14 protein-coding genes are annotated in these 15,404 nt (G+C 26.9%); 2 read left to right on the top strand and 12 right to left on the bottom strand.

Translation table 11 applies throughout. The annotated features are described in order from the left end of the window. Positions 1-115: 115 nt before the first annotated feature. Together TY07_RS12405 and TY07_RS12410 are read right to left on the bottom strand one after the other, a co-directional pair. Complete coding sequence (locus TY07_RS12405) at positions 116-769, bottom strand: Bax inhibitor-1 family protein (RefSeq protein ID WP_042400368.1); 654 nt, start codon at positions 767-769, stop codon at positions 116-118. Between the two features lie 53 nt (positions 770-822). Beyond that, positions 823-2,214: an MATE family efflux transporter gene (locus tag TY07_RS12410; protein WP_042400370.1), complete on the bottom strand. Its 1,392-nt coding sequence runs from the start codon at positions 2,212-2,214 to the stop codon at positions 823-825. Positions 2,215-2,313: 99 nt separating this feature from the next. Here TY07_RS12410 and TY07_RS12415 point away from each other — a divergent pair, with 99 nt between their 5' ends. Further along, entirely contained in the window at positions 2,314-2,748 is a 435-nt protein-coding gene (locus TY07_RS12415; RefSeq protein WP_052330720.1) for a MarR family winged helix-turn-helix transcriptional regulator, read from the top strand. Positions 2,749-2,812: 64 nt separating this feature from the next. On the opposite strand, the gene TY07_RS12420 is transcribed toward TY07_RS12415, so the two are convergent. Continuing rightward, positions 2,813-3,295 carry a peptidoglycan recognition protein family protein gene (locus tag TY07_RS12420; protein WP_198133999.1) on the bottom strand — a complete coding sequence of 161 codons (483 nt, stop codon included), beginning with the start codon at positions 3,293-3,295 and terminating at the stop codon, positions 2,813-2,815. Positions 3,296-3,408: 113 nt separating this feature from the next. Here TY07_RS12420 and dusA point away from each other — a divergent pair, with 113 nt between their 5' ends. Then, positions 3,409-4,446, top strand: coding sequence for a tRNA dihydrouridine(20/20a) synthase DusA (dusA, locus tag TY07_RS12425; protein ID WP_042400373.1), 1,038 nt, complete (start codon positions 3,409-3,411; stop codon positions 4,444-4,446). Positions 4,447-4,500: 54 nt separating this feature from the next. Here the strand turns inward: dusA and TY07_RS12430 are convergent, their stop codons facing one another. The 9 genes from TY07_RS12430 to TY07_RS12465 all read right to left on the bottom strand — a co-directional run bounded on the left by TY07_RS12430 (position 4,501) and on the right by TY07_RS12465 (position 15,259). Then, on the bottom strand, positions 4,501-5,298 hold the full coding sequence (locus TY07_RS12430) for a Cof-type HAD-IIB family hydrolase (RefSeq protein WP_042400375.1): 798 nt from the start codon (positions 5,296-5,298) through the stop codon (positions 4,501-4,503). 128 nt (positions 5,299-5,426) lie between these two features. Continuing rightward, the gene (locus tag TY07_RS12435; RefSeq protein WP_042400378.1) at positions 5,427-6,770 is read right to left on the bottom strand and encodes an MATE family efflux transporter; all 1,344 of its coding nucleotides are present in this window, start codon (positions 6,768-6,770) and stop codon (positions 5,427-5,429) included. A 398-nt stretch (positions 6,771-7,168) separates the two neighbouring features. Continuing rightward, a complete protein-coding gene (locus TY07_RS12440; RefSeq protein WP_042400381.1) occupies positions 7,169-8,185 on the bottom strand; it encodes an alpha-hydroxy-acid oxidizing protein in 1,017 nt (338 codons plus the stop codon). 209 nt (positions 8,186-8,394) lie between these two features. Further along, on the bottom strand, positions 8,395-10,095 hold the full coding sequence (locus tag TY07_RS12445) for a molecular chaperone HscC (protein ID WP_042400384.1): 1,701 nt from the start codon (positions 10,093-10,095) through the stop codon (positions 8,395-8,397). Positions 10,096-10,177: 82 nt separating this feature from the next. Then, the gene (locus TY07_RS12450) at positions 10,178-12,322 is read right to left on the bottom strand and encodes a tetratricopeptide repeat protein (protein WP_042400386.1); all 2,145 of its coding nucleotides are present in this window, start codon (positions 12,320-12,322) and stop codon (positions 10,178-10,180) included. 132 nt (positions 12,323-12,454) lie between these two features. Continuing rightward, a complete protein-coding gene (locus TY07_RS17700; protein ID WP_074431760.1) occupies positions 12,455-12,604 on the bottom strand; it encodes a FeoB-associated Cys-rich membrane protein in 150 nt (49 codons plus the stop codon). 35 nt (positions 12,605-12,639) lie between these two features. Next, positions 12,640-14,784, bottom strand: coding sequence for a ferrous iron transport protein B (feoB, locus tag TY07_RS12455; RefSeq protein WP_042400388.1), 2,145 nt, complete (start codon positions 14,782-14,784; stop codon positions 12,640-12,642). Between the two features lie 32 nt (positions 14,785-14,816). Then, positions 14,817-15,038 carry a FeoA family protein gene (locus TY07_RS12460; RefSeq protein WP_042400389.1) on the bottom strand — a complete coding sequence of 74 codons (222 nt, stop codon included), beginning with the start codon at positions 15,036-15,038 and terminating at the stop codon, positions 14,817-14,819. Between the two features lie 11 nt (positions 15,039-15,049). Then, positions 15,050-15,259: a FeoA family protein gene (locus tag TY07_RS12465; protein WP_042400391.1), complete on the bottom strand. Its 210-nt coding sequence runs from the start codon at positions 15,257-15,259 to the stop codon at positions 15,050-15,052. Positions 15,260-15,404: the final 145 nt, after the last annotated feature.

Consider the following 15,404-nt stretch of genomic DNA (forward strand, 5'->3'; position numbering starts at 1 on the left):
ATATTGAGTTATGCTTTAATTGAAAATATTATAATTAATGAAACTAAAAAACTATTATTATGCTTTTAAGATAAAATCATAATAATAGTTTTGTGAACTAATGTTTAAGTAAATCTTAATTATCATTTTTTAATATTGATACAAATCTTAATAAATCAACTAAAAGATTTAAAAAGCTTATAAAAATTGAGAAAGAAAAAGTAACAATTTCACTTTCAGATAAAATACTATACTTACACCTACTTTGTATTGATTTCATAATTACTAATGCATAAACTGAATAAATTACTATTCCTATTGCAGAAATAATTAAATCAAATGTTCCAAACTTAAAGAAAAATATATTTATAAATTCTAATATTAGTAGCACCAGTATTCCAATTGTTATCATTGGTCCTAATCGAAAAATAGTTTCTTCACTTTGATTTAATGCTACTAAATAAGAAATACCAAAAATAAGAACTACACCTATAACTATTGAAATAAATGTACCTGCTCCTAAATTATAAAAATAATATACATATGTCGATCCGGTTAATATTCCTAAAATAAAGGCATAAATGTTCATACTCACTTTATTAGGAACAAATCCGCCTCTTCTTGTAAAGGCTGATACCAATATTAAAATGAAAAATGCTATATTTAACATATATCTAATACTATAAGGTATAAAATTTACTCCAATAAAGGACCCAAGTGCTAAGAAAACTAAAGCAATAAAAAATGTTTTTAAAATTTCTAAATAATTTTTCTTTGCAATACTATCCAAAAAAATCACCTTCTTAGTTATTATATTTTTTTTATATTTTACTTTAGTTTTATTTACTGTACTTCTTCAGTATTATCAGTATTATTTGATATTTCATTCATAGCTTTTTTAAATTGAATGTAAAACAATATTGCAGTAGTTGAAACAGCAATGAAATCTGCTACGGGTTCAGCCATAAATACAGCTGTTGTTTTGTCTGAAATAAATATTGGCATAATATATATTAATGGAATTAATAATATTATTTTTCTTAATAAAGCTAAAAATAATGAAGTTTTTGCATTTCCTAAAGCAATAAATGATTGCTGACAAGCTATTTGTATTCCAAATATACCAGATAAGGCCATATATATTCTTAAGGCATTACTTGTAAAATCTAATAGTTCAGGATCATTATTAAATATTAGTACAAATGATTTTGGCGTTATCATTGCTAAAGCCCATAATATCATAGAATAAGTTACACATGATATAAGCAATATTTTAAATGCCTTTTTTACACGTTCTGGATTTTTTGCACCGTAATTATAGCTAAGAATCGGTTGTCCTCCTTGTGTCAAACCATTAAGAGGAAGCATTGAAAATTGCATAACACTAGTTAAAATAGTCATTGCTCCAACTGCAATATCTCCACCATACTTTAAAAGTGATGAATTAAAGCAAACAGCTATTAAACTTTCAGTTGCTTGCATGATAAATGGTGCTAAACCTAATGCAATAGAAGGTAAAACAATGTTTTTTGATAAAGATAAATTTTTTCTTTTAATTTTTAATGTTGTTTTCTTACCTGTTAAGAATTTTAAAATCCATAGCATTGATAATGCTTGAGAAATTATCGTTGCTAGTGCAGCACCTGATACTCCCATATTAAATCCAAAAATTAAAATTGGATCAAGTACTATGTTAAAAATCGCGCCAATTAAGACAGTCATCATGCTTACTTTTGCAAATCCTTGAGCACTGATGAAAGCATTTAATCCTAATGTTAATTGTACAAATATAGTACCTATACTATAAATTTTCATATAACTAGTTGCATACTCTATTGTGTTTTCACTTGCACCGAAAATTAATAATAGATCTTCAGCAAAGAAAAAGAAAATTAAAGTTAATATAATTGATATAATTACTAATAATGAGAAAGAATTTCCTAAAGTTTTTTCAGCATTATCTTTTTCTCCTTTTCCTAAGAAGATGGATGCTCTAGGTGCTGCCCCCATACTTACTAATGCTGCAAAAGCAGAAATAAGCATAATAAGTGGTAAACACACTCCTACCCCAGTAAGGGCTAACTTACCAACTTCGGCTATATGGCCTATATACATTCTATCAACTAAATTATATAATAAGTTGATTATTTGTGCGGCAATTGCAGGAACTGCTAATTTGAAAAGTAATTTGCCGACACTACAAGTTCCTAATTCTTCTGTTTGATTTTGTTGCATTATAAATTCTCCTTTAAAATAAATTGACAAATATATAATATTCACATAAAATAGTTTATAAAGAAACTGTTTTCCTGTCAACTATATTGGAGGATTATTATGATATATAATTTAAATATTACAAAAATGCTATATTCATTTAAGCATATTAATGAGTTATACTATAAACTTTCTTGTGAAGCAGCTAAAAAATGTGGTATTACAAAACCAGAAGCAGATATTTTAGCATTTCTATTTAATAATCCAAAGTGTGATACTGCTAAAGATATTGTTCAATTAAAAGGGTTTTCTAAGGCTTATGTTTCAAAAGCTGTAGAACCATTATTAAAAAAGGGATTTATTTCAATAGAAGTTGATAAATCTGATAGAAGATGTCAGCATTTAAAATTAACTTCTCAATCCGAAGAAATTGTTGGTGAATTACACAAGATACAGATGGAATTCCTCAAGAAATTAACAAATAATATTCCAGAAGAAGATATATTAACATTTCTTGAGGTAACAGAAAAGTTTGCAAATAATTCACACTTATAACATTCAATAAATAAAAGAACATTTTTAATATATGTTCTTTTATTTTTTTAATACAAAACAAATATTAGGAATTACAGAGAGTTCTCTTAAACTCATACCATTTACACCAATTATTTTTCATAAATGATTTTGGACATTTCTTTCTTGAAGCATCATAATGTCGAACTACATTATTAATAGAAATATTATATTTTTTCATTAAAAATTTGATTAATTCTAATGTTGATTGTAAAGTTGCTTCAGTAGGATTCCCATCTTTTTCAATACATATCTCTATACCCAAAGAATTTTGATTAGTTATTCCGTACTTTCCATGACCATCACCGCAATGCCAGCTATAATTAACATCACTGTCAACTGTTTGAATAATTTGTTTTGAATCTACAAAGAAATCTGCACTAGCATTTTTATTTTCGCTATTAAAGTAATTATAATGGTATTCAGCATCTAAGCCTGGGTTATCAGTATCGTGTATCACAATGTATTTAGGTTTTTCATTTCTTTTTGTGAAATTAAATTTAATAAATCTTTGTTTTATTAAAATCATTACCTATCACCTACTTTTAAAAATTTATCATATTTATGTTTATTTATATAAGTAATCAAAATTTATTATGCTATAATAAAATTGACTAATTTCAAAAATTAGAAAGGATACAAATGATGGAAAAATATATTTCAAATATAAAAACACCTAAAATAAGTATTGCTCCAATGGTTGACAAATCACATAGACATTTTAGATATTTCTGCAGATTAATGAATAAAGAAATTCTATTATATACAGAAATGGTAACAGCACAAGCAATACTAAATGGTGAATTAGATAAAATTCTTTATTTTAGAGAAGAAGAAGGTAATGTTGCACTGCAAATTGCTGCATCTAATCCTGAAGATGCTTATAAAGCAGTTAAGAAAGCAAATTCATATAATTATTCTGAAATAAATTTAAATTGTGGCTGTCCATCTGATAGGGTTTCAGGAAATTTAATGGGTGCCGCATTAATGTCAGATAGAAAATTAGTATATGAAATATTACTTGCTATGAAAGAAGCTACAAATAAACCAATAACTATTAAGCATAGAATAGGAATTGATGGCACAGGAATAATTCAAGATAAAAATGCTAAAGTAATAATGGATGGATACGATGATTTATTAGAATTTTTAGATACTGTATCTAAAGCAAAACCAGATAGATACACTGTTCATGCTCGTTCAGCAATTTTAAAAGGATTAAGTCCAAAAGATAATAGAGAAATACCTCCTCTAGATTATGATATGGTTTATAGATTAAAAAAAGATTTTGATTATTTAAATATTGAAATCAATGGTGGATTTAAAACAGTTGAATCAATTAAAGATGCTCTTACTAAAGTTGATGGGGTTATGATTGGTAGAGCTGCATATGAGGATTGTTATCTATTAGCTAATTTACAAAAAGTTGATAATGAAAATTTAAAACCTATTTCGCGTGGAGAAATAATAAAATCATATATTCCATATGTTAAAGAAGAAATCGCTAATGGCAGTAATGTGCATCTACTAGCTGCTCCACTACATAGCTTATTTCAAGGTCAACCTGGAAGTAAACAATATAAACAGCTTTTATCATCTGGAAATATAAAAAAGGATACTTTTGTTCAAATTTTATATAATATTTTAGAAAGCATGCCAGAGAATAGTCTTTGGTGCTAAATGTAAAAGTTAAAACTCTCTTAAAAGATATTAAATCAATTAAGAGAGTTTTTATTATTTTTTAAGTATAAATCTTTCAATTCCAGTTGCTACACCATCATCGTGTATTGATGTTGTGATTTCATTTGCATATTTCTTAATACTATCGCATGCATTACCCATAGCTATTCCACATCCAACAGTTTCTAACATTTCGATATCATTTTTACCATCACCGAAAGCATAACTATTATTTATATCAATATCTAAGTATTCTAAAGCTTTAATTATACCAGTTGCTTTTGTATTTTTCTTTGAATACAATTCAAATGATTTTAATGCTATGCTATTAACATAATCATAATCCTCATTTCTTTGAACTATATTTAAGCATTTTTCTACTGTTTCATCATTAGGACACATCATTTCAATTTTATATATTCCAATATCATCTAAAGAATAGTTAACTTTAAACAATTCTTTTGAAACTCCTACTGTGTCATAAAAGTCATGAAATTCTTTAAAACACTCTTTCATATATGAGTGATATTCACCTTCCAACACATATTGAATATTAAGATTTTCTAATTCATCTACTAAATTGCTAACAAAAGATTTATCTAGATATTCACTAAAAATAGTTTTATTTTTAATAATGACATGTGCTCCATTAGCTAGCACAAATCCATCAAACCCAAAATCTAATATTGATTTACTTAAAAAGGCATATGGTCTACCAGTTGCTATAAAAACATAGTGCCCTTCTTCTTGTAAGGAATGAATAGCTTGTTTAACTTTTGGTGTTATATCAACAATTCCATTCATATAATCTAATAATGTTCCATCTATATCGAAAAATATAGCTTTTTTCATTTAATCCCCTCCATCCTATTCATGCCTATTTTATCCTATGATAATTATACTGTAAATATTTTTAATAAAGAAATTGCATAAAGACCTATATACTTATCTAGTAGTAAGAATATAGGTCTTTATGCAATTTAAACAAGCCTTTTATTTTTCCATTTACCACTTCTATATCTATATATAAAGAAAAATGCACGGATGAACCAATCAACAATCATTGCTAACCATACACCAACAAGTCCTAAAGCTAATGTTCTACCTAAATAAAAACTCAATAAGTATCTAAATGTCCACATTGAACATATAGATACGATCATAGTGAATTTTGCATCATTTGCAGCACGCAAGGCATTTGGAAGTGTAAAGGATATAGGCCAAATTATCATTCCAGCAAGACCATGAATTAAAATACATTTTGTTGCTAAGGAAGTAGATTCTTCTGATAAAGAATACATTTTTAAAAGGATTGGAGATAAAATGATAGCAGATAAGCTTAGTATTATCATCCACACATAAGCTTGCTTCATTAAACGCTTTATATAATAAACAGCTTGATCATATTCCTCTGCCCCGATACATTGTCCAACTATTGTTACTAATGCCAATCCAATTGCAGAGCCTGGTATAATCATCATTTGTGCAATATTATTACTAACGGCATTAGCAGCAATTGCATAAGTACCAAATGTTGCTACTAAACTTTGTACTAGTATTTTCCCAAGTTGAAACATACCATTTTCTAATCCAGATGGAATACCGATAAGAAGTATTTTTTTTATATAAAATCCATTCCATTTAAAACTATGATAATTATCAATATACATAAGATTCTTTTTGCTTTTTAACATAATTAATATAATTATACTAGTTACTATTCTGGCAATTAATGTTGCAATTGCAGCACCAAAAACTCCTAATCCACAACCAAATATAAATACTGCATTTAATATAATGTTGATTACGTTCATTATTGCAGCATTTATCATAGAAATTTTTGAGTTTCCTATTGCTCTAAACAATCCTGCTCCAGAATTATATAGTGCTATAAAGGGATATGAAATTGCAGTTACATAAAAATATGTTTGAGCTTTAGACATTACGTCAGTATCAATAGTTCCAAAAATTAAATTTAATAATGGTTTATTTAATATTAAGCATGCAATCATTATAAAAAATGATAATAATCCAGTTATTAAAATTAGCTGTTTAGCTGATTCACGTGCTTTTTTTCTTGAGTCTTGTCCAATAAATTGTGCTGTAACCACTGCACCACCTGTTCCTAATGCAGCAAAAATATTTATTAACAAAATATTGATGGTATCAACTAATGAAACTGCAGAAACAGCTGTTTCACCAATATTTGAAACCATTATAGTATCTGCAAATCCTACTGTTACAGCTAATAGTTGCTCAATTATCAAAGGAATTATTAATTTTTTTAGATTTTTATTTGAAAAGCGTCTTTTTACTTCAACCATTTTAAGTATTAAATTTAATTATTCCAAAGTATTTTTTCCCTTTGATATTTTTAAACTTAATAATAGTTGGTTTGTATAATATAGATTCATTTAGTCTCATTATTACTCCTCCTTTATTAAGAAATAATTCCTAAATAATTATACCATATTTTAACACATTGTTTACAAATATAACCTGCATTTTAAAAATAAAAAAATAAACTATAAATAAAATATTTATCTATAGTTTATTTTTAATAAATACTTAGCTTATATGGTGTTTTGAAAGTAATTGTTACTTAATATAATAACCCTTAATTTAACCCACAGTTTTATTATTACTTTATATTAAAATTTATAATGGTAATATTTATAAAGCTATAGCATTTTTTAGTATGTTTTCTTTTTTTTAATTTACATTAATACCTAATCATATCTCGTGTTATTTCATTTATTGAATATGCTCCACACATAGCCATTGTGTCTTCAAGTTCACTTGCTAATTTTTCAATATAAGATTTAACACCAGCTTCTTCGCCACCATAAAGAGCTGTTACAAAAGTTCTGCATATAAGCACGCCATCAGCACCTAAAGCTAAAGCTTTAAACACATCAACTCCTGAACGTATTCCACCATCTACAAATACTTTCATAGAATCACCAACAGCTTTTACTATATCTTCTAAAACTTCTGCTGTTGAAGGACATTGATCTAAGACTCTGCCACCATGGTTAGATACCACTATAGCATATGCCCCTGCTTCTTTAGCTTTTAAAGCTCCTTTTACAGTCATTACTCCCTTTACTATAAATGGTAAATTTGAAATTTTAATTATTTCCTTTAATTCATCTACTGATTTTGCTCCTGCTGGAGGATTCATATTTTTTAAAAATGGCAGACCAGCAGCATCAATATCCATAGCCACTGCAATTGCATTACTTTTCTTTACTAGTTCTATTTTTTCTTTAATAGTATCAATATTCCATGGTTTAATCGTTGGAATACCTAAACCTCCTACATTTTTTATAGCAGTCGTAGCACCTTTCATAACATCTGGATTGGTTCCATCTCCCGTAAATGCTAAGATACCTTCATTAGCACATGCTGAAACTAATAAATTATTGTAAGTCATATCATCATATTTTTCACCATAATGTAAATTAACAGCACCTACTGGTCCTGCAAAAAAAGGATACTTAAATTTCCTATCAAATAAATTACAACTCATATCTACAGGTTTATTTTCAGTTAATGTATCCATATTAACTCTTATTTCTTTCCATTTATCATAATTTCTAATTGCAGTATCTCCAACACCTTTTGCACCGGGTCCGGGAATTTGATTTTTACATGCTTTTCCATTACATTCAACACAGGCCTTACAATATTGACCAATACAACTTTTAGCATTAATTAAAACATCTTTATAATTCATTTAAGCACACCTTTCTTTTTTATATTAAATTTAATATCTTCTATTTAGTATTATAGTAACATATTTATTTCACATTATCTTTATTATATTAAATCAATTGATTTATAATATTGTATCAAATTTATTTATAAACAAAATAAGTTGCTAAAACAAAATGAAATAGCAACTTATTTATCCAAATATTTTGTATGATAATTAGAAGGTATATATTAACATTCATTATTTCTACTTAATATAAATTCAAATTTTTCTTTTAGTTCTTTAGCAGCAGCTTTAATTTCATCTCTATTTTGCTTATCAAGTATATTTTCAAATTTTCTTAAATAAAATTCAACCTCTCTTCGAGTTTCTCCAACACTTTGTTCATAAATACTTTCACCCATAGAAAGTATAAGTTTATTTTCTTCCTGTTCTCTAGGTGGTATTTTAAGCTCAGATAATTCTTTAAATCTTTCTTGAATTTCTTCGTCACTCATATCATTATCACTCTTTTTTATAATTAGATGTTTCTTAAGTTTAGTAGATACAACTGTAACTTCAACCTCTAAAATAGAGTTAATATCATAAGTATAAGTAACATCAACAGCTTGTTCACCTGCTTTGCCTATTGGTACAGGAGTGTTTATCTCGCCTAAGTAAACATTATTTTTAGCAAACCTACTTTCACCTTGTAATATTTCTACTTTAATAGAAGATTGATTATCATGAATTGTGTATAATCGTTCTGTTCTACTTACTGGAACTACAGTATTTCTTTCAATTATTGGACAAAAATGCCCACCTTCATAATATTCTCCTTCTTTTAATACAGATATTTCAGTTCCTAATGTATATGGACATACATCTGTTAAAACAATATCCTTTATTAGTTCATTTCTTTCCTTCATAGCACCTTGTATACCAGCTCCAAGAGCTACAGCTTCTTCAGGATTAATAGATATATTTGGTAAACGCCCAAAAAGCTTACCAACGAAATTTCGTATAATAGGAAGCTTTGTAGCACCACCTATTAAAAGTATTTCATCTATATCATGTAATTTAATTTCCGCATCTTTTAATGCTCTTTCAATTGGTTTACGTATTTTAGCTAATAGTAATTCACAGTTTTTTTCATAATCATCTAATGATATTTTATATTTAAGTATCTCATCATTAACTTTACATTTAATTATTACTTCTTTTTGTTTAGAAAACATTTTTTTTGCTTCTTCTGCTTGTTTTTTTATAATAGCAATTGTTGTAGAATCAAGATTACATGCTTCTAATTCATTAGCCCTTAAAAACATATTAACTAATATCTCGGTAAAATCATCTCCACCTAAATAATTATCACCAGCAATAGCATGAACTTCCATTATATTTTTATAAACTTCGAGAATTGACACATCGAAGGTACCACCCCCTAAGTCAAATACTAAAAATTTAGTGTTAGTATTTCTATTTTGCAATCCATAAGCTATAGCAGCTGCAGTAGGTTCATTTACTATTCTTTCAACCTTTAGTCCAGCTAGTTTTCCAGCCAATTGAGTTGCTTTACGTTGCTTATCATTAAAATATGCTGGCACACTTATTATAGCCTCATTAACTTCACTTCCTAAATACTCTTCAGCATCTTCCTTTAAAGATCTTATAATAAACGAAGATAATTCTTCAGCAGTAAATTTATTTTCATTTATTATAAACTCTTTTTTACTGCCCATACTTCTTTTAAAAAGTTCTTTTGTACTTTCTGGATGAGTAATCATTCTTTCTTTAGCTACTTTCCCAACATAAACTTCTCCATTATCTCCAAAACTTACAACTGATGGTGTTAGCTTTTCTCCAAATCTATTTGGTATAATTACTGTTCCTTTTTCACTAAAATAAGATACTAAGCTGTTTGTAGTACCAAGATCAATTCCTATTATCATATTCATAGACTACAAATTAAATTAAATTATATTAATATTTTAATTTAATCGTAGCCATATCCCTCCCAACTAAAATTTAATATTATAAATAACTATTTAGCTTTTGCTGCAACTTAAAAATCTCTTCTTTTGCATTTGGGTAATCTGGGTCAATTTCTAATACTTTATTAAAGTAACTTATTGCAATTCTATATTTACCAATTTCTTTGAATATAAGTGCGCATTGATAATATGAAAATGCTATATTTCCATTATTATTGATTATAAAATTATAATCATTTAATGCTAGATTGTATTCAAAAATACACCTATAAATATATGCTCTTAAATAATAACTATCTAAATCTTTATAATTAAAAGAGATTGCTTCATTAATTAATTCTAAAGCAAAATTAAAATTATCTTTATTTAATTCATTCAGTGAAAGTAAGTAAAAAGCCTTACATTTTATTTCATTATTTTCTTCATTAGAGTCATTAATATTTATTAATAAATTTTTAATTAAATCTTCAGCCTCTTCTCCTCTATTTAATTTTATTAAGGCCTCACATTTGCATAATACAATTTCACTATCATTGATTTTGTATTTGTTTGCTTCATTAGAAACCATCAATACTTCTTCATTTTCTTGATTATCTAATAATATTTTCATTTTAATAATATAAGGAGCACTAATGTATGGGCAAAGATTAATGCATCTATTAGCAGAATCCAATGCTTCTTTTAAATATCCTAAATTATATAATGATTCAGCTCTAAAACTGTAAATAAGTGAATCATTTTTATCTACTTCTATACCAATATCACTTAATTCTAAACATTCTTCATATTTACCTAACTTAATTAATGTATTGCACTTACAATTTATATAATAGATATTATTAGGCATTAAGTTCAAAACTTTATCAAAGAATTTAAGTGCCTCATCATATCTTTTTAATTTTGAATATATTCGACCAAGTTTATTGTATATACTGATAAGCTCAATTTCATTATTTTTAGTTTTTTTGTTTTTTAAAAGTTCATGAAAATATTTTAATGCAGTATCATAAGATCCCATATCAAAGTATGAGTTGCCTAAAATATCATACTTTTGAATAATTTCACTTTTATCATTACACTTAATTTTCAAAACTAAATTTATGGCTTTTTCATAATTGAAATTTTCATAATAGCACCAAGCTAATTTAAATTTTAATTTATTATTATCTGGGTTTGTTTTTAACTGATTATCTAGCTTATCAATCAAAAGGCTATTTATATATGAAACTCTTTCTCGAAGATAATCATAATATGGATCAATATTAATTAAATCAATAAATATATTCTTAGATTTTTCTAATTCACCAAGTTCTAAAAGTACATCAGCAAGTCCTACTTTTGCATTAAAATTATTTGGAGAAATATCTAAGCAGTGCTCATATAATTCTTTAGCATGTTTATAATTCTTTTCCACCCATTTTAATTCTGCTGCATAATAATTTATAGCCATATCATTTGGATAATTTTTTAGTAAATTAGAAATTATATTTTTTGAAATAGTGTAATCTCCTAAAGCCATATGATATCTACACTGAAGCAAATCAAAATATGGATGATATATGTTAAAACTTTGTAATTGCTCTAAATATGTTTTAACTACTTCTATGTTATTATTGTTTAGCTCCTGTATTGTATTAAAATATAAATTAATCCATGAATCATAATCTTTATTATCTTCGACTTTAAAAAGGTAATAATTTATAATATCATTGTTTTCAATTCTATCAATAATAAAATCAATATATTCTTTTGGAAATTGTTCATAAAGTTCTTTTTTTCTTTCATTTATTTCGAAATGTGAATCAATTAATCTCCATACTTCGCATGGAATATTAATATTATTAATTAAATATTGAAGTAATTTTTCACAGGCCACATCTTTAGTTTCTAAAGAAAAACTTATATCTTCATTGAGTAATTTATTCCATTCATTTATGTCTATTCTTAATGAAAATGACTTATAAATAGTTTTAACTTTTTCAATCCATTTTTCTAAGTCAGAATTATCCTCATCAATATTTTCATTTTTAGCATATTCAAGAGCTTTTTCATATGCAGCTCTTAGAATTTTAAAGCCTTCTGGATTATCTTCTGGATTTACTTTGGTTAACAAATCGAAATACCTATCTTTTATTAAGAACTTATCTTTAGTTTTATCTATTCCTAAAACCATCCAAGTATCCATTTTTCCTCCTATATTATGATTTAACTACCATATTATATAATATGTAATAATAATTGGATTATTATCTCAAAGCAAAAATAATTTATATAAAAAATAAGCTGAGACTTATAAATCTCAGCTTATTTAAAATGGTTATTTTTTAATTTCAAGTTTATTATTACAAGATTTCGCTTGAGAGCATCCGGAACAATGACATCCACAACTCTTATTATTCTTAACTATTTTTCTAATAGCTAAAATTAATAGCACTAAAACTATTCCACCAATAATAAAGTTTGCCATACTATTCACTTCCTTAATGAGTATAATAAATTATCTTAGTTGGCATTTGTTACTTTTTTCTTGCTTTTTATATCTCTACCTGATAATACTGCTATAGAAATTGCGAATACTGCAATTAAAACAGAACCAATTGCACCAATTAAGCTACCAGTACCTAAAATAAAACTACCTATTTGATTAATCATTAAAGCAACAATATAAGCAGTAAGTGTTTGGAATCCTATAGTAATCCACATCCATTTCCATGATCCCATTTCTCTTCTAATTGCACCTATAGCTGCAAAACAAGGAGCATTTAACATGTTAAATGCAATAAATGCTAATCCACTAGCAGCTGTAAACATTGATCCTATTTGAGTTAATAATACAGGAGTATCTTCTGCTGCTTCTGCTATTCCAAATAATACTCCAAAGGTACCAACTACATTTTCTTTAGCAACAAAGCCTGTTAATGTTGAAACTGCTGATTGCCAATTTCCAAATCCAAGTGGTGCAAATATAGGGGCTATTACTTTTCCTATGCTTGCAAGAATACTATCTTGAGCATCTACCATTTGTAATGTCCAGCTAAATGAACTTGTAAACCAAATTACTGCACAAGCTACAAATATAATTGTTCCTGCCTTAACAATAAAGGCTTTTGCTCTGTCCCACATATGAAGTATTACACCTTTAAAACTTGGAATATGGTATTGTGGTAGTTCCATTACAAAAGGAGCAGGTTCACCTTTAAACACTTTTGTTTTATTTAATATAATTCCACAAATTATAATCATGAAAATTCCTAAGAAATATATAGAAGGTGCTACCCATGATGCTCCTCCAAATATTGCCCCAGCAAATAAGGCAATTATAGGAAGCTTTGCTCCACAAGGAATAAATGTTGTAAGCATTATTGTAATTCTTCTATCTTTATCATTTTCCATTGTTCTAGTAGCCATTATACCAGGAACCCCACAACCAGAACTTATAAGAACTGGAATAAATGATTTTCCAGAAAGACCAAACTTACGGAAAATTCTATCCATAATAAAAGCTATTCTAGCCATATAACCACAATCTTCTAATATCGCTAATAAGAAAAATAATAACATAATTTGAGGAACAAATCCTAATACAGCACCAACACCGCCTATTATTCCGTCATTAATTAATCCTTGTAACCAAGGTGCAGTTCCTATATTTTCTAAAAATGCAGCTACATTTTCTCCAATAATTTCACCAAATAGCGTATCATTAGTCCAATCAGTAAGTATTGCTCCTAATGAACTAACAGAAATATAGTAAACTCCCCACATTATTAAAGCGAAAATAGGTAATGCAAGTATTCTATTTGTAACAACCTTATCAATTTTATCTGAAATTGTATGCTTAGAGTTATCTTTTTTCTTTATAATCTTTGAAACAATAGAACCTATGAATTCATATCTTTCTGCTGTAATTATACCTTCAGCATCATCATCAAACTCTTTTTCACATTTACTAATGATATTTTCAATTTTATTATTTACTTCATTACTAATAGTTACTTTTTCTAATAAGTTGCTATCTCTTTCAAAAAGTTTTATTGCCATCCAATTATCGTTAATATCGCTTTTTTTCAATTTTTCACTGCTTATTAATGCTTTTATTTCATTAAGTGCAGATTTTACTTCTTGAGAAAAATTCATATTAAAATTATTAGAAGTTTTATTTTTAGCTATTTCAATTGCTTTTAAAGCAACTTCTTTAGTTCCAGTTCCTTTTAAGGCACTAGTCTTAATTACTGGACACCCTAAAATTTGTGATATTTTATCTAAATTTATAATATCACCACGTTTTTCAACTACATCAATCATATTTAATGCAATAACCGTTGGTATACCTAATTCTAATATTTGAGTTGTTAAATATAAATTTCTTTCAATGTTTGAAGCATCAATTATATTTATAATTGCATCTGGTTTATCATCAATCATAAAGTTTCTTGTTACTACCTCTTCTAGAGTATATGGTGATAAAGAATAAACTCCCGGCAAATCTACAATCTCAACATCATTATACCCCTTTAATTTACCAACCTTTTTTTCAACTGTTACTCCTGGCCAATTACCTACATATTGCTTTGCACCTGTAAGATTATTAAACATTGTTGTTTTACCGCAATTTGGATTACCAGCTAATCCAATTTTAATTGACATAGTTTTTCCCCCTTATTTGTTCAATTATATAATTACTCAATTACAATCATTTCTGCATCAAATTTTCTAAGTGATAACTCATATCCTCTTATATTAATTTCAATTGGATCACCTAATGGAGCAACTTTACGAACATAAATTTCACTTCCTTTAGTTATTCCCATATCCATTATCCTTCTACGAATTGGACCTGCACCTTCTACTTTTTTAACTTTTACTGTTTGTCCACATTTAACATCCTTTAATGTAGTCATATTTAATCCCCCTAAACTAAGATTCTACTAGCCATTCCCTTATCTAGTGCTATTCTAGCTCCTTTAATATTTACAATTAAATTTCCACCTAAATCAGATACTATTGTTATTCCTTCTCCAATTACAAAACCTAAGCTATTAAGAAATTTTTTTGTTTCAGCATTGCCTGTTATTTTTTTTATCGTTACTTCTTGTCCTACTTGAGATAAAATTAAAGACATTTCTACACCTTCTTTTATTGATAATGATTATCGTTATTTATAATTACATTATATCCTTTTTTTAGAATTTGTAAATATATTTAGAAGAATTTCTAAATATTTTTATAAACAAATCTAAATATAATAAAAAAGAACCACAAATAAT

It is taken from the genome of Clostridium saudiense (assembly GCF_000577815.1).
In the GTDB taxonomy this organism is placed as follows: Bacteria; Bacillota; Clostridia; order Clostridiales; family Clostridiaceae; genus Clostridium; species Clostridium saudiense.